The sequence below is a fragment of the Lysinibacillus sp. BSL11 genome (assembly GCF_052928325.1).
The window spans coordinates 167,845-187,657 of the sequence record NZ_JAVGCX010000002.1 but is presented as its reverse complement, the minus strand read 5'-3'; the positions used below and the strand labels follow the sequence as shown (position 1 = coordinate 187,657).

General features: G+C 35.9%; 21 protein-coding genes. 14 read left to right on the top strand and 7 right to left on the bottom strand.

Going from position 1 to position 19,813, the window contains the following annotated elements:
* Positions 1–145 precede the first annotated feature (145 nt).
* The 5 genes from RCJ95_RS03585 (at position 146) to RCJ95_RS03565 (ending at position 4,443) form a co-directional block, all read left to right on the top strand.
* The gene (locus RCJ95_RS03585) at positions 146–523 is read left to right on the top strand and encodes a hypothetical protein (RefSeq protein ID WP_255600962.1); all 378 of its coding nucleotides are present in this window, start codon (positions 146–148) and stop codon (positions 521–523) included.
* Positions 524–1,033: 510 nt separating this feature from the next.
* Complete coding sequence (locus RCJ95_RS03580) at positions 1,034–1,606, top strand: class I SAM-dependent methyltransferase (RefSeq protein ID WP_221680524.1); 573 nt, start codon at positions 1,034–1,036, stop codon at positions 1,604–1,606.
* Complete coding sequence (locus RCJ95_RS03575; RefSeq protein WP_221680525.1) at positions 1,606–2,193, top strand: DedA family protein; 588 nt, start codon at positions 1,606–1,608, stop codon at positions 2,191–2,193. Before RCJ95_RS03580 ends, RCJ95_RS03575 begins: the two co-directional genes overlap by 1 nt.
* 53 nt (positions 2,194–2,246) lie before the next feature.
* Positions 2,247–2,948 (top strand): response regulator transcription factor, encoded by a 702-nt coding sequence (locus RCJ95_RS03570; RefSeq protein ID WP_221680526.1) that lies wholly within the window; start codon positions 2,247–2,249, stop codon positions 2,946–2,948.
* Positions 2,932–4,443 (top strand): HAMP domain-containing sensor histidine kinase, encoded by a 1,512-nt coding sequence (locus RCJ95_RS03565; RefSeq protein WP_221680527.1) that lies wholly within the window; start codon positions 2,932–2,934, stop codon positions 4,441–4,443. The genes RCJ95_RS03570 and RCJ95_RS03565 overlap by 17 nt, the downstream gene beginning before the upstream one ends.
* A gap of 4 nt (positions 4,444–4,447) precedes the next feature.
* On the opposite strand, the gene RCJ95_RS03560 is transcribed toward RCJ95_RS03565, so the two are convergent.
* Positions 4,448–4,753 carry a hypothetical protein gene (locus tag RCJ95_RS03560; RefSeq protein ID WP_221680528.1) on the bottom strand — a complete coding sequence of 102 codons (306 nt, stop codon included), beginning with the start codon at positions 4,751–4,753 and terminating at the stop codon, positions 4,448–4,450.
* 280 nt (positions 4,754–5,033) lie between these two features.
* On the opposite strand from RCJ95_RS03560, the gene RCJ95_RS03555 reads away from it, so the two are divergent.
* Positions 5,034–6,635 (top strand): Na/Pi cotransporter family protein, encoded by a 1,602-nt coding sequence (locus RCJ95_RS03555; RefSeq protein ID WP_221680874.1) that lies wholly within the window; start codon positions 5,034–5,036, stop codon positions 6,633–6,635.
* A 106-nt stretch (positions 6,636–6,741) separates the two neighbouring features.
* Here RCJ95_RS03555 and RCJ95_RS03550 read toward each other — a convergent pair whose 3' ends face one another.
* Positions 6,742–7,620, bottom strand: a complete 879-nt coding sequence (locus tag RCJ95_RS03550) for a LysR family transcriptional regulator (protein WP_274772188.1) — start codon at positions 7,618–7,620, stop codon at positions 6,742–6,744.
* Positions 7,621–7,720: 100 nt separating this feature from the next.
* Here RCJ95_RS03550 and RCJ95_RS03545 point away from each other — a divergent pair, with 100 nt between their 5' ends.
* On the top strand, positions 7,721–8,884 hold the full coding sequence (locus RCJ95_RS03545; RefSeq protein ID WP_274772190.1) for a YbfB/YjiJ family MFS transporter: 1,164 nt from the start codon (positions 7,721–7,723) through the stop codon (positions 8,882–8,884).
* A gap of 41 nt (positions 8,885–8,925) precedes the next feature.
* Here RCJ95_RS03545 and RCJ95_RS03540 read toward each other — a convergent pair whose 3' ends face one another.
* Positions 8,926–9,786, bottom strand: coding sequence for a YitT family protein (locus tag RCJ95_RS03540; RefSeq protein WP_004232402.1), 861 nt, complete (start codon positions 9,784–9,786; stop codon positions 8,926–8,928).
* A 32-nt stretch (positions 9,787–9,818) separates the two neighbouring features.
* The gene (locus RCJ95_RS03535) at positions 9,819–10,358 is read right to left on the bottom strand and encodes a helix-turn-helix domain-containing protein (protein WP_446721903.1); all 540 of its coding nucleotides are present in this window, start codon (positions 10,356–10,358) and stop codon (positions 9,819–9,821) included.
* Positions 10,359–10,541: 183 nt separating this feature from the next.
* Between RCJ95_RS03535 and RCJ95_RS03530 the strand changes: the two genes are divergently transcribed.
* Genes RCJ95_RS03530 through RCJ95_RS03515 form a run of 4 tightly spaced genes read left to right on the top strand, consistent with a single transcriptional unit; the run spans position 10,542 to position 12,885 of the window.
* Positions 10,542–10,793 (top strand): PLD nuclease N-terminal domain-containing protein, encoded by a 252-nt coding sequence (locus RCJ95_RS03530; protein ID WP_004232404.1) that lies wholly within the window; start codon positions 10,542–10,544, stop codon positions 10,791–10,793.
* On the top strand, positions 10,777–11,679 hold the full coding sequence (locus RCJ95_RS03525; RefSeq protein WP_446721902.1) for an ATP-binding cassette domain-containing protein: 903 nt from the start codon (positions 10,777–10,779) through the stop codon (positions 11,677–11,679). The genes RCJ95_RS03530 and RCJ95_RS03525 overlap by 17 nt, the downstream gene beginning before the upstream one ends.
* Before the next feature lie 6 nt (positions 11,680–11,685).
* The gene (locus RCJ95_RS03520) at positions 11,686–12,465 is read left to right on the top strand and encodes an ABC transporter permease (protein ID WP_446721901.1); all 780 of its coding nucleotides are present in this window, start codon (positions 11,686–11,688) and stop codon (positions 12,463–12,465) included.
* A 21-nt stretch (positions 12,466–12,486) separates the two neighbouring features.
* Positions 12,487–12,885 (top strand): GntR family transcriptional regulator, encoded by a 399-nt coding sequence (locus RCJ95_RS03515; RefSeq protein ID WP_221680535.1) that lies wholly within the window; start codon positions 12,487–12,489, stop codon positions 12,883–12,885.
* 36 nt (positions 12,886–12,921) lie between these two features.
* On the opposite strand, the gene RCJ95_RS03510 is transcribed toward RCJ95_RS03515, so the two are convergent.
* Complete coding sequence (locus RCJ95_RS03510; protein ID WP_221680536.1) at positions 12,922–14,319, bottom strand: hypothetical protein; 1,398 nt, start codon at positions 14,317–14,319, stop codon at positions 12,922–12,924.
* A 279-nt stretch (positions 14,320–14,598) separates the two neighbouring features.
* Between RCJ95_RS03510 and RCJ95_RS03505 the strand changes: the two genes are divergently transcribed.
* Together RCJ95_RS03505 and RCJ95_RS03500 are read left to right on the top strand one after the other, a co-directional pair.
* Positions 14,599–15,237, top strand: a complete 639-nt coding sequence (locus RCJ95_RS03505) for a GntR family transcriptional regulator (protein WP_048391171.1) — start codon at positions 14,599–14,601, stop codon at positions 15,235–15,237.
* A gap of 19 nt (positions 15,238–15,256) precedes the next feature.
* Positions 15,257–16,306, top strand: coding sequence for a 2,3-butanediol dehydrogenase (locus RCJ95_RS03500; RefSeq protein ID WP_221680537.1), 1,050 nt, complete (start codon positions 15,257–15,259; stop codon positions 16,304–16,306).
* 121 nt (positions 16,307–16,427) lie between these two features.
* Here the strand turns inward: RCJ95_RS03500 and yiaA are convergent, their stop codons facing one another.
* Both yiaA and RCJ95_RS03490 read right to left on the bottom strand, forming a co-directional pair.
* Positions 16,428–16,898 carry an inner membrane protein YiaA gene (gene yiaA / locus RCJ95_RS03495; RefSeq protein WP_313149944.1) on the bottom strand — a complete coding sequence of 157 codons (471 nt, stop codon included), beginning with the start codon at positions 16,896–16,898 and terminating at the stop codon, positions 16,428–16,430.
* A gap of 439 nt (positions 16,899–17,337) precedes the next feature.
* Positions 17,338–18,756, bottom strand: a complete 1,419-nt coding sequence (locus RCJ95_RS03490) for an aminotransferase-like domain-containing protein (RefSeq protein WP_313149945.1) — start codon at positions 18,754–18,756, stop codon at positions 17,338–17,340.
* Between the two features lie 113 nt (positions 18,757–18,869).
* Between RCJ95_RS03490 and RCJ95_RS03485 the strand changes: the two genes are divergently transcribed.
* Complete coding sequence (locus tag RCJ95_RS03485) at positions 18,870–19,793, top strand: DMT family transporter (RefSeq protein WP_221680540.1); 924 nt, start codon at positions 18,870–18,872, stop codon at positions 19,791–19,793.
* The last annotated feature ends 20 nt before the right edge of the window (positions 19,794–19,813 follow it).

Genomic DNA, 19,813 nt, shown 5'->3' with positions numbered 1-19,813 from the left:
AGGGAAATTGTACTGATGTTCAGGAGGAAGTTAATGCAGAAGAATTACCGTCCTATACATTTTATTTTTTATAGATAAAAGATTATTTTTAGGGTAAAATTACACTTTAATAATCATATTATATTTTTATCAAGGTGTAGCTGAAATGAAAAGATTTATTCAACGTATTTTGTCGCTATTTCCATTTCCGTTTTTATTTCATTTTTATGAGTATAATAGCCACCTCTCAAATCAAGAGGCTAGCTTCTTATTTCCATTATTTCTTTTTTTCATCATTGGAGTTGGCATAGTATCTAGAAATGATCATCTACCTTTGTTCATTGTCCTAAATTTTTTAATGACTGCTTTGTCTTTAATGTTAGGCCATTTTTTTATAGATGATGATGGAAGTTGGTTTAAGCCTTTTGGAAGAGATGTAGCCATTATCTTTGTTTCATTCTTTTATGTTTTAGGGCAATTAATTATAAGAGGGATTAATAACGGAATCATGGGAAATAAAGTAAATGATGAAAATAACAATTAGTTATATAAGAAAGGATCATGTCTTTATACTGCTGTTAAGAAAAGAGGATACACCTAAAAATGAAGATTATATTGTGTTTAATCATCTTGTGAGCAGAAGAGCACGAAGAACAAGCTATGAAAGGGCCAACAGTTTTTAAAAATGTTGAATCTGTGATCCAGATGTTTCATTATAGGCTTTGCTGTCGTTGGTATTGAATGTGCACCTTCATTCCATTCTTTAATAGAGCGTCAATATGCGTATATTCATGATTTTGGTGTGAGTTCAATACTAATGAAATGGAATTTTATGAGCGAAAAATGAAGATGAATATAGAAATTAAGCAATTAAGTCACTCATGAATAAAAGTGAGCGACTTTTTTTGTTTTCACCATAGGGTATCGTGTTAATCTACTAACTAAATAATGTCAATTATTAAGAAAAAGTTAAGAATTCTCCTTGCAAATCTTTAAGAAAGTCTCTTTATAGTTAAAACCATCAATAAAGAACGCAAAGCGAGGAGACAACGAAATGCAGCTTATCACCTTCCTTACTGAATTTATAAAGCATCCAAAAACAATAGGCGCCATATCACCTAGTTCTAAGAAATTAGCGCATAAAATGGTGCAACCTATTTGCTTTGAAACGGCTCAATGCATTATAGAGCTTGGCCCAGGGATGGGGGCCTTTACAAAGGAGCTTGTGAAAAGAAAAAAGCCAGCTACATGGCTTGTTCTCATTGAACATAATGCGATTTTTTGTGAGAAACTGCGTAGGCAATTTGCTCATGTAGCTAATGTTGTAGTGATCCATGGTTCAGCAGAAAATTTGAAGCAATATTTGACGGACTTAAATATCGAAAATATAGATTATGTTATTTCTGGACTGCCATTTACATCGTTAAAGGCGGAAGTATCGTGTTGCATTTTAAGAAATGTGAGGGATTGTTTGTATAATGGAAAATTCATTACTTTCCAATATTCACTTGTGAAAAAATCATTTTTTCAAACCTATTTTCAGGATATTTCACATGAGAAAGTATGGATCAATATGCCACCAGCGTATGTATTGAGCTGTAGGTTAGGAAATACGAGGGTCAGCTAATGGAGCTACAGGATCTTTTATTATTTATAGAACAATATGGCTATTTTGCTTTGTTTTTTAGTTTATGGCTAGGGATCATAGGCATGCCGCTACCAGATGAAATGATTGTCATGAGTGGTGGTTTTCTATCTTCGCTAGGAAAATTGGTCATATGGAAATCTTTTTTACTTACTTATTTAGGCGTTGTTTCAGGGCTTTCTCTAGGATTTATACTTGGAAAACTGTTTGGTCATCGTGTACTCGATAAACTTGTGAAAAAGAAAAAGGCAAAGTACTTATCTAAATCAAAAGAATTGTTAGATCAATATGGACGTTTTGCATTAGTCCTGAGTTACTTTATTCCAATTGTTCGACATATTCTCCCTTACTTGGTGGGAATGAATAATATGCCTTTTAAAACATATGCCTTATTTTCCTATACAACAGGCTTTGTTTGGACATTGATTTATTTTACACTAGGTTTATTGTTCGGCAGTCAAATTGAATATATTTCTGTTATTGCTACGAAATATGGTATTTACTTTGGGTTATTCATCGTGACTGTTAGCTGTATTTATTATTTTTATATACGGAAATTTAAAAAATAGCTAAAATGGAGGAACATTATGAATGGAAAATATTTGATTAATGGTGGGATTAGATGAGTAATGAAACAATTTTAATTGTAGATGATGAAAAAGAGATAAGAAATCTGATTTCAATTTATTTGAAAAATGAGGGGTTTCAGGTGTTAGAGGCATGTGATGGAGAAGAGGGTTTACAGTTAGTAAAGAAGCATAAAGTACATTTAATTGTATTGGATTTAATGATGCCTAAAGTAGATGGCATTAAAATGTGTATGAAGGTAAGAGAAGTAGCAGAAATGCCTATTATTATGCTAACTGCCAAATCTCAAGATATGGATAAGATTGGTGGTTTAACAATAGGTGCTGATGATTATGTGACGAAGCCCTTTAATCCGTTAGAGCTGATTGCCCGCATTAAATCACAGCTTCGTCGCTATCTGAAAATGAGTGGCTTACATAGCAGCTATAAAGAGGAGCTGGAAGTTGGTGATTTACGTATCAATACGGCGACACATGAAGTTTTTGTTAACAATGAAAGAGTAAAGCTGACACCTAGGGAATTTGCTATTTTGGAATTGCTTGTTAGTAATCCTGGCATTGTCATGAGTGCAGAGCAAATCTATGAAAAAGTTTGGAAAGAGGAAGCATTTCAATCGGAAAATACTGTAATGGTACATATTCGAAAAATTCGAGAGCGAATTGAGACAAATCCAAGGAATCCACAATATATTAAAACCGTATGGGGAGTAGGGTATAAAGTTGAAAAAGTTCTTTAGGCTTTTAAAGATCCCAAGGTTTCTGAAGCATATTGGTGCGAAAATAAAAAATAATATTCAACGTAGCATTCGTATTCAACTATTTACAACGTTTTTATTATGTGCACTCGGCAGTTTTTTAGTGGCACGTGCAATAGTGCCATTTTTTGAGAATATCAATGAGACAGTGATTGTGGATTATAGTGGTAGTATGAAGTTGATGTATTATCATGCGCAGGATACAGCAGCAATGGCAACTCAAGAAAATAGTGTTAAAGCATTAAGAGAATTGATCGATCAAGAAAATGGAAAAATAGAAAATGAGGATAATGCATTAAAAATAGTCGTCACAGATGAGACAGGGAAGATCTTATATAAAACAAAGCAGGTGAAGGAGCAACAAATCGATTTGCACGAAGAGATAAGGCATGTCATGGACTTTACAATGAATCAACCTTTTGAAAATGCCTATCATGTGATCGAAACGTCTCGTGAGGAGTTTACAACATTAGTGCCACTAACTTTACAAGATAAAAATTATTATTTCTTTGTTAGTGGGCTTCCACAAGGAGAAGCCATCACAAGTACGAATGAAGGCCCCATACCTTTTTTCATTGGTGTTATGTTGTTTATCGTATCATTTTTCTCTATAACAAAACGCAAAATGAATCAAATTGAGGCATTAGCGGAGGGGGTTATGGAAATCGCAAAAGGAAATTTAGCCTTTCGTATTGAGAAAAAAGGCCAGGATGAAATTGCTTTACTCACGGATAATGTTAATCAAATGGCAGAAGAAATTATGACAAGTATCGAGATGGAGAGGAAAATTGAACAACAAAAAAACGAGCTCATTACAAATGTTTCACATGACCTTAGAACACCTCTTACCTCAATCATGGGTTATTTGCGTTTATTAAGAGAGGAGAAGTATGAGACGAAAGAGCAATATGACGAATATTTGAAAATAGCCTTTTCTAAATCCGAGCAATTAAAAAATTTAATAGACGATTTATTTGAGTATACTAAGCTCACGAATGATAAAAATACTTTAATGCGACAACAGGTTTGTATAAATGAGCTACTCGAACAACTAATGGAGGAATTAGTACCAATAGCAGAGGAGAAACAACGTATTTTTATAAAAAATTTTCCAGAGAAACGAATTTTTGCTGCCCTGGATTCGGAAAAAATTGTACGAGTATTTGATAATCTACTCATCAATGCCATCAATTATAGTACAGCTGAAGGGAAAATTATGGTTTCCCTTGATGGACAAGCAAACCATGTGCGTATTTGTGTAGCGAACCAAAGTGATGCCTTTACATCTGTGGAGCTTGCTAGTTTATTTGAGAGATTTTATAAAAAAGATCAATCGAGAACAAATGTAACCGAGGGCTCAGGGCTTGGATTAGCGATTGCGAAGAGCATAGTGGAGCTTCACGGAGGAACGATTCACGCAAAATACAAAAACGAGACACTGTACTTTATTATCACATTGCCATTAGCAGCTTCATAACTGACTACAATGGAAGAATAGTAATGGCATGTTGTATTTGTTTATGTTGTGAAAGCATATCTTGTAGGGTTGCTAGGGTAGCTGTGTTTCTGATTAATAATTGGATTTCTGTCTGCTTGTATTGTCGTTGAAAGTCCAGAATATAATCTGCAATAATATGTAAATTATATTGATTTTTAATCTCTACCTCGACGAAAAATGGCAGTGTTAAATCTGGTAGCTTAATACTACCGCCACGTCGAATCCAAATTGCTTCCTGCACATAGTAGCGGATAGGTAATTGGCGGTTACTAGCGATAAAAATATCCATAAAAAACTCCCTTCAGTGTCTAATTACAGCCTAATGGAAATGCATACAGTCGTCAAAAGAAAACATGTGAAAATCTGATTGAAGATTTTTTCATGTTTTTTTTGTTTGTTTTTTTGTTGAATTTGATTTGAATATGTCCGTTTTTTGGACTAATTGTAAAGGGAGTGTAAATATTAATTTAATCCATTGTAAATGATATGTACAGCTAGCTTAAAACTATTAATAATAAAGTCTGACAACAAGGAAAGGGTTGAATAGATTGGCTATCAATGTACAGGAGATGATTTTCCAATTTCTTGGAGGGTTAGGCTTATTTCTTTTCGCTATTAAATTTATGGGAGATGGCTTGCAGAAGGCTGCAGGTGATCGACTAAGAGATATTTTAGATAAATTTACAACAAACCCATTAATGGGTGTACTAGTTGGTATTGTAGTTACAGTTCTCATACAATCAAGTTCAGGTACGACTGTTATTACCGTTGGACTAGTGAGCGCAGGACTTATGAAACTGCGCCAAGCAATTGGCGTGATTATGGGTGCTAATATTGGGACAACCATTACAGCATTTATTATAGGAATAGATGTAGGTGCTTACGCATATCCAATTATGGCAGTGGGCGCAATATGTTTATTTTTCTTTAAGAAAAGTTTCATTCAAAATATGGGGCAAGTATTATTTGGCTTTGCAGGTTTATTTATTGGTTTAGAGCTGATGAGTGGTGGAATGAAGCCGCTTAGAGATTGGCAACCATTTTTAGATTTAACTGTACAAATGTCTGATGTGCCGATTTTAGGCGTATTAGTAGGAACGATATTCACTCTGGTTGTTCAATCTTCCTCGGCTACAGTAGGGATTTTACAAGGGCTTTATGCTGAAGATTTGATAACATTACATGGGGCATTACCTGTCTTGTTTGGAGATAATATTGGCACAACGATCACAGCCATCCTAGCAGCTTTAGGTGCTTCCATTGCAGCAAAACGAGCAGCTGCCACACATTTACTATTTAATGTAGTGGGTACAATTATCTTTATGCTCATATTAGGATTATTTACGAACTATGTGGAATGGATTGCAGGGGTGCTCAATTTAGAGCCGAAAATGCAAATAGCCTTTGCACATGGAACGTTTAATGTCCTCAATACAATCATTCAATTACCATTCATAGGTGTTTGGGCTTATGTCGTAACGAAACTAATTCCGGGCGAAGATTCAATCATTGAATACAAACCAAAATTTTTGGATAAAAATTTAATTATCAAATCACCGTCAGTGGCATTAGGTCAAGCAAAAATGGAAGTAGTACGCATGGGCGAGTATAGTATTCAAGGTCTAGAAGAAACATTAAAGATTTTGAAAACGGATGATGCTAAGTTAATAGGTAAGGTCAACCAATTGGAGGAAGCCATTAATAATTTAGATCGCAAATCAACGGAATATTTAGTGGAGTTATCAAAACAATCTTTATCAACCCATGATTCCCAAGTGCACCATGCATTATTTGAAAATATTCGTGATATCGAACGAATTGGTGATCATGTAGAAAATATAATTGAGCTTCTACAATACAAGGATAGTAATCGCGTTCGTTTAAGTGAACAAGCGATGCAGGAGTTAGAGGATATGTTTGTTTTTACATTAGAAACTGTGAAAATGTCTATTGAATCACTTGATAAGCGTGATCTTTCCTTAGCACAGCAAGTGATAGAAAAAGAAAATGAAATTGATAATATGGAGAGACGTTTACGTAAATTGCATATTAAGCGATTAAATGAAGGAGTTTGCTCAGGTTCAGCAGGTATTGTATTTGCGGATATTGTGAGTAATTTAGAAAGAATCGGTGATCATGCTTCTAACATAGCGGAAACCGTTATTGCTTAATATAAAGCTGTTCAGAGGAGATAATCTGCTGAACAGCTTTTTTTTTCGGGGAAGGATAGAATTATTAAACTGACGGATAGAATTTCAAAACTAACGGATAGAACCCTCAAACTGTCGGATAGTTATAAGCTTCTATGGCTTCTAAAAAATACATTAGGATGGGGGATTGTACTTCGTCTTTACGATAAATAAACCATGTAGGAATATGTGCTTGCTTGTTCTTTATCTTGTGCAAAGTTAATGCTTGTGTTGCCATGTGTTTTTCTGCAATGGCACGTGGTAGTAAGGTAATACCTAACCCAGCAGTAACACAGCCAATAATACCGTCAAGCGTACCAAGCTCCATTCGATTTTGTGGTCGAACTCCTTCTTCATGTAACCAATGTTCCAAGATGGCTCGATAGGAACAGCCATGGCGGAATGTAATCACGGAGCTTCCCTCTAAATCCTGTAGATGTTTAATAAGCTTATGCTTGTTAGAAGTGAGAATAACAAGCTCTTCACAGACAAACTCTTTCATCATTATATTTTCTTTATAAACAGGCCCGGTAACAAATGCGCCATCTAGTTCATAGTTTTCAACCCGTTCAATATTGTGCTGAGAAGGGCTTGTTAATATGGTGATATCCACTTGTTCATGTGCTTGATGAAATGTGCTTAACAGAGTTGGTAAATGTAATGCAGCAGTTGTTTCCATCGAACCAATTCGTAAAACGCCTCGTTGTTCCTCCGTATCATGTATGATCTCAAAGGTTTTTTCATAGAGATGAAGCATTTTTAGGACTAACTCGTAGAATTGTTCTCCTTTTGGTGTTAGCCGTATCCCTCGATGTCCACGATAAAAAAAGGTTGTTTCGTAGAGTGCCTCAAGACTTTGTATTTTCATAGAGATGTTGGATTGCGTGTAATTAAGTGCCGTGGCAGCTTTAGAAAAGCTACCTGTTTGGACGACTGTTCGAAAAATCGTTAAATCATTAATATTCATATGCCCTCCAGCTATCAATTTTATTGATACTTATTATAAAGAATTGGATCTATTTTTGATACCTAGATATTCGATATAGTGAAATAGAAGGAGTGATGATATGCACAAGCAAACAGTACGATATTTAATCGGGGGCATTTTTGCTTTAGTAATCGCTATGGGGATCGGCCGTTTTTCGTATACGGTTATTTTACCTTATATGCAAGAAGCTTTTGAATTTAGCCGAGCAACAGCAGGTTACTTAGCAACGAGTAATTACTTAGGCTATTTGGTTGGAGCCTGGGTGGCAGGCCGTTTACCAATAGGGAATAAACGAATCCTCTTTTTGCAAATTACCCTTGTTATCAGCGTTTTAACAACAGCCTTCATGGGCTTTACAAATGCAATCATCATTTGGTATTTATTACGATTTATCTCGGGGGTTGTGAGTGCTTTTATTTTTGTTGTTATAACAAGCCTAATACTAGACCAGTTAGCTAGCAGTAGTCATATGCATCTATCGGGGCTGTTCTATAGTGGGGTGGGAGTAGGGATTGCATTAAGTGCGGTGATTGTTTCACCAATCCAAGCAGTTTTCCATTGGAATGGAACTTGGATCGTATTAGCTTTATTTAGTATTGTATTGTTTGTCTTGATTGTGCTATTCATCAAGCCTATTACACCAAGTAAACAACTAGTGGAAAGCCAGATAATTTCACAGAAAACGCCTCCTCAGTCTTGGATGAAATGGTTAATCATCGCTTATAGCTTAGAGGGACTTGGCTATATTGTCACAGGTACATTTATTGTATCAATTGCACAGGAGTCGACAAGCTTTCATGGAGATGCAGCCTTTGTATGGTTTGTTGTGGGTGTTGCAGCAATTCCCTCATGTATCGTCTGGTCTAAGCTAGCACAGCGTTATGGCTATGTGAAAATTTTGCTCATCTCTATGCTACTGCAAGCGATAGGTATTATTTTACCTGCGTTAGCTACAAATTCGATGACCCTTTATGCTAGTGCCTTTATTTTCGGGGCAACCTTTATGGGAATTACAACTGTTTGTACAACATTAGCGAGGAAACTTGCACCAGTTAATAGTCATCAAATGATAGGCTATTTAACCGCTGGCTATGCGCTCGGACAAATGATTGGTCCATCCATTGCAGGAACACTTGCAAGCTACACAAATAGCTATCAGTACGCCTTAGTTGGGGCTTCCTTAGTTGTAATGCTGGGAGGATTATGTTTAATAGGTGGCATAAAATATGATAGAAGCACCTAAAAAAAGTAAGTAAGGTATGTTGCGCCTTACTTACTTTGAAATTAATGGATATCTCGTTTCTTAAAGTTACCACCACGAACTTCTGATACATCAGAAATGACAACAAAAGCGCCTTCGTCGATGTCTTTAATAATCGAAACTAATTTATTTTCTTCCATACGGTTAATGACACAGTTTAAGATTTCTGTTGGTTCATTGGAGAAACCACCACGTCCATGTGTATAGGTAACACCACGGCCTAAGCGGGCTTGAATAGCGTCTCCAATCTCCTCGGATTTTCCACTAACCACACGAACTTCTTTTGATTTTTCTAAACCAACTTGGATTATATCGATAACATTTTTGGCAATATAGTAAGTTAACGCTGAGTAAAGAGCACTCTCTAAGCCAAAGATAAAGCTTGCCCCTATGAAAATAAAGGCATTGATAAATAATATAATATCGCCGACTGAAAATGGAATCTTACGTGACAATAGTACAGCTAAAACCTCTGAGCCATCTAAAGCGCCACCATTTCGTAGGACAATCCCAATCCCCACACCAAGAAGCATACCACCAGATAAAACAATTAGGAGGGGATCATTTGGGCCTAAAATGGTTTTGACGTCATGTAAAAGCACTGTAGAAATCGATAAAGCTGCAATACCAGCACTACTCATTAAGGCAAAGGTTTTTCCGACTTGCTTGTAGCCAATATAAATGAACGGAATATTTAAGACAAAGAGCAGTACGCCTAATGGGATACCAAAGAGGTGCGCGCCCATAATACTAAGACCTGTTACACCGCCATCAATGACAGCATTCGGAATTAACACGGCCTCTAGTCCGTAAGCGGCTATAACTGCCCCAATAATGATCATAATTAATTTTCGTATATTTTCTAGTGACTTTCCTTTTTTCATAAATCTTCTCCATTTCTTTACGTCAATAGTACCTAAGGTTTTGGAATAATATTTAAAGCAATTGTTTTAGTTTCAAAACCTTTATTTGACTCGGTCATATTATAGTATTTAGTTAATAAATCGTTTAATTCAATTTCAAAGTTTTTGAATTGATCGTCCGTTAACGTTAGGTCGATTAAAGAAAAAGTTGCTAAATCTATTGTGCTTTCTTTTTCATCAAGTGAATGTAAATAATTTTGATATTGAGATAGTAAAGCCAATTGATAGTAGGAAATATAATTTAATTTTTGCTTGGTTGTGAGTTGCGTCCAATCCTCCTTACTAAGTTTTGCTGCTCCTTCATTTAATGCATAAAACTTCTCTGTAACAGAACGAACTTTTCGCTCTTTCACAATTTTTATAATATTTTCATCGACTAAAATTTGGATGTGACGATATAGAGTGGCTTGTGGTACATCTTTAATGACAGAAATCATCTCCAATGTGCTTAAACCCTCTTCTTTATTGTGCATCAGAGTTTGTAAAATTTTCATTCTCACAGGGTGCATTAATACCTCTGCTTTATTTCGCATAAACCGATCCTCCTACCAGAAAATGAGATAGTATCAAGGGAAGCATTCAAATGTTATCAATTTGAGAACATTATCAAAAAATATACTATAGCGTTTTTTTAAAGATGTACAGTAAAAAGGTAATGAAATTTTTTCATTCTTTTGTTATCATTATTGATAATGATAATGAAAGGGGTTATAAAAATGAAATTACACTATGGTTTTGAAGACTTAAATCAAATTGATTGGGCAAGCATACTACCAATCCTTTTACCATTTGTACTCGTAGGTTTTTTACTTATCACTGTTGCACTCATAGATTTATATAAACATAGAGATAGCAGAGAAAACATACTTATGTGGGCAATTATTATTTTGTTCTTTAATACAATTGGTTCTGTTCTATATTTCGTGATAGGTAGAAAGGATGTCAATAAACGTGCGCTTAGAAATTAATAATATAACGAAAAAATTTAAACAGAAAACGGCAGTAAGTAGTTTTTCAATGGTTATTGATTCGAATGAATGTGTAGGGCTTATTGGACCAAACGGGGCAGGGAAATCCACATTAATTCAGATCATTGCTGATATTCTTTATGCAGATGAAGGGGACATTGTACTTGATGGACAAAAAATTTCAAAGATGAAAAATCATATTGGTTATTTACCACAGTATCCTAATTTCTTCTCGTGGATGACAGCATCAGAAACTTTAGCCTTTATGGGGACACTTTCGGGTATTTCGAAAAATCAATTACAAAAAGATATCCCAATTCTTCTGGAAAAGGTAGGCTTAGGGAAAGAAGCACATGCTCATGTTGGAACATTTTCAGGAGGTATGAAACAGCGTCTTGGTATCGCACAAGCTTTATTACACAAGCCAGCTTTCATCATTATGGATGAACCCGTATCAGCCCTAGATCCAATCGGTAGACGTGAAGTGCTGAATCTATTAAAAGATATAAAAAAAGAAACGACCATACTACTTTCAACACATATTTTAGGCGATGCGGAAGAAGTTTGTGAGCGCTTTGTGGTCATTAAAAATGGTTACAAAATAGAAGATGCAACAAAATTGGAGTTACTTAATCGCTATCAAGATTTAGCTATCTTTTTAGCGGTTCAAAATAAAGATGTAAAATGGCTAACAACGATTGAAAATTTACCTTATGTAAAGAAAGTCGAAAATTGTGGGGATGGTTTTAAAGTATATGTCAATCACTTTGAAGCAGACGCCCATCGATTGCTACAGTACGGATTGGATTCAAATGTACTATTTACAAAGTTTGATCTTGATCTTCAAGAAAGCTTAGAAGAAATATTTTTAGAATTGGTGGTGTAATTTAAAGTGAATACGTTTATCGCACTAAGTAAAAAAGAAATGAATCAAATGACAAAGGAATTTAAAGTCGTTTGGCTACCAATCGTTTATATTCTCCTAGGTTTAACTCAGCCGATCATGATGTATTTCTTGCCTGCTATTTTACAATCAATGGGTGGTATAGAAGGGATTATAATTGATCCATCAATGGCAAAGCCAGGGGGAGAAGAAGTGCTTGCTTCAACCCTTAATTCGCAATTTGATCAATTAGGTATAATCATACTTGTTATTGCAACGATGGGAATTATTCAAGGAGAAAAAGCCAATGGGATGATGGCATTCATTTTAACAAGGCCAGTATCTATCACATCCTACTTAAACAGTAAACTGCTTACTCATTATGTTTTAGCTGTTCTATGTATTACGCTTGGCTATGCAATGTCCCTTGGCTATACATCTTATTTATTTACCTCTGTACCTATAACGCGCGCATTGATAGCTTTAGCATTTTATTGTATTTGGCTGTTGTTTGTCATTACATTTGTTGCCATGATGAGTACATTTTTTAATAGTACTCCATTTATTGCTTTAATCAGTATTGGGGTCTTATTTATTTGTCGTTTTTGTGCTGGCTTACATCCATTCTTAGATGTCATAAATCCAGCTAGTAATAGTTTGTATGCTACAACGATAATAATGACAGGTGACATAGAAATATGGTATAGCTTTCATATTGTTGTCACACTATTACTTGTCCTATTCATGATGGCTATCATGCATCATTTTATTGCCAAAAAGAAATTTTAATATGGAGGAAATCCTCGACAAATGAATGTAAAAGTAAATCGAAGAAGCAAAATTCCATATTATCAACAGCTCGCACAGCAGCTGCTTTTATCTATAGCGACTGGAAATTTAAAAAAGGGGGACCATTTGCCTTCTATTCGCCAGCTAGCGGCACAAACAAACCTCAATCTGCATACAGTTCATAAAAGCTACAAAGAGCTTCAAAAAAAGGGAATCATCACCATTAAACCTCATTCTAGAGCATTTGTTATCGTAGATCCTAATAAAGCAACGACTATTTCATTTCACCAAATAGCTATGAATGTGGAGCAATTATTGTTAGAGGCTTATATTTTAGGCATGAAAAAATCTCAACTAAAAGAAATGTTTTATGACATTTTACAAAAGTATTATACGGAGAGTGAAAGAGATGGCTACTGATAATCTAGTGACCATCTCTTTTACAATTTTATCAAATTAAATCAAAAACACAGCAACTATCGTTGTCACAATCAGACCAATGACTACAGGAATTAAATTTCGTCTTGCTAGCTCAAATGGGCTGACATTACAAATAGCAGCTGCTGGGATTAATGCCCAAGGAATCAATGCACCGCCGCCTACCCATATAGCTGTGATTTGTCCTAAAGCAGTTAAAGTGGCTGTTCCCCCACCAATGGCATTCCCGAATAGACTACCAACCGAACCTGCTAAAGAAATTCCTGAAAAGCCAGAACCATCTAATCCAGTAATAGCGCCAACAACTGCTAGCGTGACAACAGCAATTTCCTTTGTTAACGGAACTATTGCTGCAAGACCGACACCAAGATCATTGACAATACCGTGTGAAGTTGCGGGGAGGTGGTCGCCGAGAATTTGTGTAAAGCCAGCATCTCCAAGATAGAAGAAAGCAGCAATTGGTATTACGGGTCCGAAGACTTTAAAGCCGAATTGAAATCCTTGAATCAAATAACTTGTTGTCTTTTCTAATCCCGCTGATTTATGAGCAACCATACTAAGCAACAATAAAATAAAAACAGAGGTTCCCCCGATTAAAGCCGTTGCATCGCCGCCCGTTAAATTGAATACTGACATAGCGATAACGTCTAAGATAAAAGCAATAGGAATAAGGACGGCGAAGAATCGCTTTTGCCCAATTGACAGTAAGTTTTCCGCAGTCTCTTGTTCACCATTCTCCTCTTCATTGTTGCCAGTATTTAAAAGTAGCGTTCCTCGTTTCATATCACGTCGTAAAAAAATATAAGCAACAATTGTCGTTACAACGCCCATTGTGATCACAAGCGGAATACTGGCTGAAACAACATCTCCAACAGGGATACCAGCAGCATCAGCCGTTAATTTTGGAGCCCCTTGAATGACAAAATCACTCGATAACGCAATACCATGACCAAATAAGTTCATCGCCATGGCAACCCCCAGTGCTGGGAGACCCGCCCGAATGGCAACAGGCAAGAGCACTGCTCCTAATAGCGCTACGGCAGGTGATGGCCAGAAAAACCAAGAAATAAACATCATTAATAGTCCAATCGTCCAATAAGCGAGTGCGGGTGTTTTAATGATCTTTGTGAAAGGGGCCACCATAACCTCATTAATACCTGAAGACATCATGACCCGGCTCATCGCCACAATAATCGAAATAATAAGAATCGTTGATAGCAGCTCAGTTATGGCATAAATAAAGCTGTTAAACACACCACTTATGGACGAGGTAAAATCACCAGTCGCAACAATCGCTAGCATAAAGATGCCTACTACACAAATGAGGGTGGTATCACGACGTTTAACCATAAATCCGATGATGAGCACAATAAAGACCACGTAAATCCAATGGAGAGCTGTGAATTCAATCCCCATACGTTTCCCCCTCAATATTCTGATTCTATAGAATATGAAGAGAAAAAAAGATGGTGATGATTTTAAAAAATTTAACTTGGGCGAAAGCGAAACAACAACCAAAAAGGTATTTTAAGTTACACCCAAAACAAGATATTTGAAAGAAATGAAGTTATAGATTAAAATACTTTTATAGATTATCGATAATCTATAATCCATAATATATAACGCTTTTAGCTAATCACCCTATACACTGAACTATGTTAAAATAAAAAGATATAAATTTATTGGAGTGGTTTAATGGGGTTTGATGAAAATTCAATTTCAAAAAAAACAATTTCTGAGCAAATAGCTGAACGATTATTATTCCGCATATTTTCTGGTTACTATGAACAAGGTCAGCGCTTAATAGAGGCAGAAATTGCAAAGGAGTTACAAGTAAGTCATGCACCTGTCCGTGAGGCCCTTTATCTTTTACAAAAAGATGGTGTAGTTGAAAAAGTACAACATAAAGGTGTAAGAGTGAAGATTATAACGGATCAGGAATTAAAGGATTATTTGGAAGCGCTTTATCATCTATTGGATATAGCACTAACCAAATGTGAATCTAAATGGACTGCCGATTTGCAAAATGAACTATTATTTCGATTTGAAGCTATGAAACAAAGAAAGTCCGCTGAAAATATTTATGAATATGTTGTTTCGTTTGCCCACTTGTTACAATTGTTTTTTGATGTTACAGGAAATATTGCTATGCTACGATTCTTTAAAGAAACAATATTTGTTACAAATGTAGCTGCACAAACAAAATGGAAGATGAATCTAGTTGAATCCTATCATATGTCCATCAATACTTTTATCAAGTGTATAGAAGTGTCGGATTTTGATCATGCACGAGTAGCTATTAAGGATGTTATTTTATGGTACCAATTTAAATAATTTTATGGGGGTAACATAAATGAAAGCTGCAGTTTGGCATGGTGTGAAAGATATTAGAGTTGAAGAGGTTGAATTACGCGCTTTAAGAGAAGAAGAAGTGAAAGTAAAAGTAGCGTGGGCTGGTATTTGTGGAAGTGATTTACATGAATACGAAGAAGGTCCGGTTTTCGTACCAGTTGATGAAAAAGCTGAATTAACAGGTGAAGTTGCCCCACTTACAATGGGACATGAATTTGCTGGTATCATCGAAGAAGTTGGCTCTAAGGTTACTGACTTTAAGGCTGGGGACCGAGTTGTCATCAATCCTACATTAACATATAGAAATAAACATGAAGAAGTCGATCGTTATGATGGATTTAACTTCATCGGTTTACATGGAAATGGTGGATTTGCAGAATATGTTAATGTCCCTGTAACGAATATACATCGTTTAGCAGATAACTTAACATTACAAGATGGTGCATTGGTAGAACCAATGGCTGTTGCAGTACAAGCTGTCAAGGATGCTGGGGTTACATTAGGTGATTCTGTTGCTGTATTTGGGGCTGGACCAATTGGATTATTAACAGTAATCGCTGCAAAAGCATCAGGTGCTAGCAAAGTTATCGTATTAGATTTATCCGATGATCGATTAGAAAAGGCAAAAGAATTGGGTGCAACACATGCTATTAATTCAGGTAAAGAAAATCCTGTACAAGCAGTTCGTGCGATTGTTGCAGATGGGGTGGATGTATCCTTTGAGGTGGCAGGAGTTGCTCCTACGTTTAAACAAGCAATTGATGTAACAAAACCCCGTGGTAACATGATGATTGTGTCGATTTTTGCAAGACCAATCGAATGGAATCCAATGCAACTTACAAACACAGGTGTTAATGTATTATCTTCCATTGTTTATACACCATCAATTTTCCAAAGAACAATTGATGCAATGAGCGCTGGTCAACTTAATCCACAAGGGATCATCACAAGCCAAATTGAACTAGATGAGATTGTTGAAAAAGGATTCAAAACGTTAACGAATGACAAAACACAATCTAAAATTTTAGTCGAAATTAGCGGAGAAAATTAATAAAATTGAGAGGAGTATGGCTGATGACAGCCATGCTCTTTTTTATAGTTTGGAGGAGCATGGAGCTTAAGAAAAAATAACAAAAGGAATCGAGAATGAACTTCTCGACTCTTTCAGTAACTTAATCTCTTTCTCTTGCTCTCTGTGTGTCTCTAATATTCTTTTGAACCGTGATGGATGCAAATAAACTTAGAACAAATGACATACCATAGAACCCTTTTTCGCTTAAAACAATACTCCCAGCATTATATAATCCAATGCCCATTAATGATATAGATACACTAAGTGCAACCCAACTAATACCATAATAAATATTAGTAACGGGTATTCCCTCTTCTTTATCTCTTACTGCTTTTTGTAAGGATATTGCTGAATAGAGTCCAAATACTAAAACAGCTATGTAATATCCTTTTTCGTTTAGTTGCATCGTTGCATTAAACAAGCCTATAAAATATGCCGTAACACCTACTAACAATGCTGCCCAGGAAGCCCCCTTGAAAGCAGCAGTTGGTTCTCCCTCTTTTCTTTCTACTTTAATTTTCGGATCAGGCTGTTTTTCCTTATCTAATGAAGAATCATTTTGATTAGACAATATCTTTCTCCTCCTTCTATCACTGTATAAAAACATTCTATCATTCTACAGGGAGGTTATGAGAATAGAAATTTCTCTAATTCTCGTTCTTCAATATTCTCCTTAAAGGAGGCTGCTTTAATTTGGCTTTTATTTTGCTGGAATAAAGAGTCAATATGGCTTCATCAAATCTGAAGGCTCTCTTATCATTCCTTGGTAAAATTGTGTCCTACACGGAGAACCTTTTTGCTGCAATTATTTTGTACAAATAAGAGCTACGTGTCTAACTTTTTTTATATTATTCAAATAGACAGCTAAATATGTTAGATGTATATGTCTGCCTGTTGTTGCTGTGTCCACCGCTTATTACGATTTGTGCCACTGATGAACAAAATAATTGAAATGGTTGATAAAGCTGTGAATACCACCGTTTTTAGATGAAAATAAATCGCTAGTCCGCTCACATAGAAAGCGATTGCGCCACTGTAACCAACTTTTTTACTCCTTCTCTTAGTTGTTTTTCATTTGCATAGGAATAGCTTAAACGTATCCAGGAGGATAGTTGTTTTAATGGATCACATACTTGACCAGGCACAAAGGATATCGATTGTTCGATACATTTAGATAATAATAATTCAGTTGGAAGATCATCTGGGAGCTGTACCCATAAATTTAGACCGCCTTTTGGACTGTTCCATCGCCAGCCTGTTACAGCTAGCTCCTCTTCCATAATTTCCTTTCGAATCTGTAGGGCAATCCGAATTTTCTCCAAATGTTGTTGCAATCTTAGTGAGGTGAAGTAATGGAGAAAAATTTTTTGATTGAGAAGTGGTGAGCCATTATCAGCTAGCGATTTTTCTGTTAATAGTGATTTCATTAATGATGATGGACAAATAACAGTTGCAATTCTCAAACCAGGAGAGATGTATTTGCAAAAGCTTCGGATGTAAATGACCGTCCCAGCACTATCAAATGTGTAAATTGGAGGTGGTGGGGCTTGGTCAAAATAAATGTCGTGATAGGCATCATCTTCTATTAATAGAAAGCGATAGTGCTCAGCTAATTCCACTAATCTTTTACGCTGCTCGACAGAAACCGTATAACCAGTTGGATTATGGAAAGTGGGGTTAAGATAAAATAGGCGGGGCTTGTATTTTTTAATATAGTATTCGACCTGTTCTAAATCGTAGCCCTCAGGATGGATATCAACCGTAACAATCTGTGCGCCTTGTGCTTTAAAGATATCAATCGCAGCACTATAACTTGGGCGTTCAAATAAAACGACGTCTCGTGGCTTAATAAAAGCTTGAGCAATTAAGTGAATGGCTTGCTGTGAGCCAGATGTTATTAACAGTTCTTCTGGACTCAAATGTGTTTTATAGTGGTTGATAAAATATTGGGTCAGTGTCTCACGTAGCTCTAAATCACCTTGCACCGTTGAGTAGGTTGCCAGTACTTTCGGATAAAGGTCAAACACTTCCTTCACGTAATTTGAAAAATAGTGATTAGGCAAAAGATTGGGATCAATCAATGCCTGAGAAAAATGATAGGAAACAGATGGTTGATGGATTTCGGATAAATGATTTTTTTTTACATATGCTGAAACAATGGGATTGTCCTGATCTAGATATTCAATATATTTTGTTACTGTTGATTGGACAAAATAGCCTGATTTATCTTTTACATAAACTTTGTCATGCTGTTTTAATAATTGATAAGCTTTTAATACCGTTAGCCGATGGACATTCATTTCAGATGCTAATTGCCGGACGGAGGGAAGCTTTTCATGTTCTTTCCATTCTTTTCGCTCTATTCGGTGCAGTACATCATCATAGACTTTCTTAAAAAGATAATCTTCATTTTGAATTGCTTTGCCCACATCGATTCCTCCTATTCACACCGATTGTACCACGAACCAAACTGATCTGTTCTATCCTTTTTAATCTGTTCTATCCAACTTCTTTTATGATAGAAAAAGAGGGGGAGTTTGATATGGTAATGATTAATTATTTCTTTATGTGTTTGATTTTTGGGACAACATTTTTAGCAATTAAAGTTGGTGTTGATGCAGGAGTTCCTCCGTTTTTATCAGCTGGTCTTCGTTTTCTCATTGCCGGTTTACTACTATTTAGTTTTATGGTTTGGCGCAAAAAAACGACAATTCGGTTATTATTTCGGAAAGAAATGTTTTTTACAGGAATGGGCTTAACCTTTGGAACATTTGCCACATTATACTGGGCTGAACAGTATGTAACATCTGGAATCGCAGCTGTCTTATCTGCTACAGGTCCAATGATGATAATTGTTATTCAGACATTTATATTGAAGCAAAAAGGAGACCGAAAATCATTTATTGGATGTGTTGTCGGAGTCATTGGTGTTATGTTCTTAATCTTACCAAGTTTTGCAATAGAGATTAGTCCCTTCTGGATGGTTGGTTGTTTCGCTATTATTTTAGGTGAAGTTTTTTACGCATCTGGAACAATTTATACGAAGCATGTCATCCAAAAATTTGGAACAACATCTCCAATTGCTTTAAATGCAGCACAAATGATGTATGGAGGGATTTTATTAATCATTTTGTCACTTTTAACTGAGAACATTCAGCTACAGCATCTTTTAAGTCCAGCTTCAATTGGTTCTCTTTTTTATTTGATTATTTTTGGCTCAATGATCGGTCACAGCATTTATTATTGGCTTGTGTCACGAACAAATCCTGTTTTTCCGTCCACATGGCTGTATATTTCACCAGTAATTGCCGTTATATTAGGTGTTACCTTCTATCATGAATATCTTTCGTGGCTAACAGGAATAGGTACTCTGACGATTATTGTTGGAACGATTCTAGTCAATTTTGAAACATTGAGAGAGTTGCTTTGGCGGAAGAGGACTGTTCTTCAGGATGTAAAAGAATAATAAAATCTAATGATAAAGGG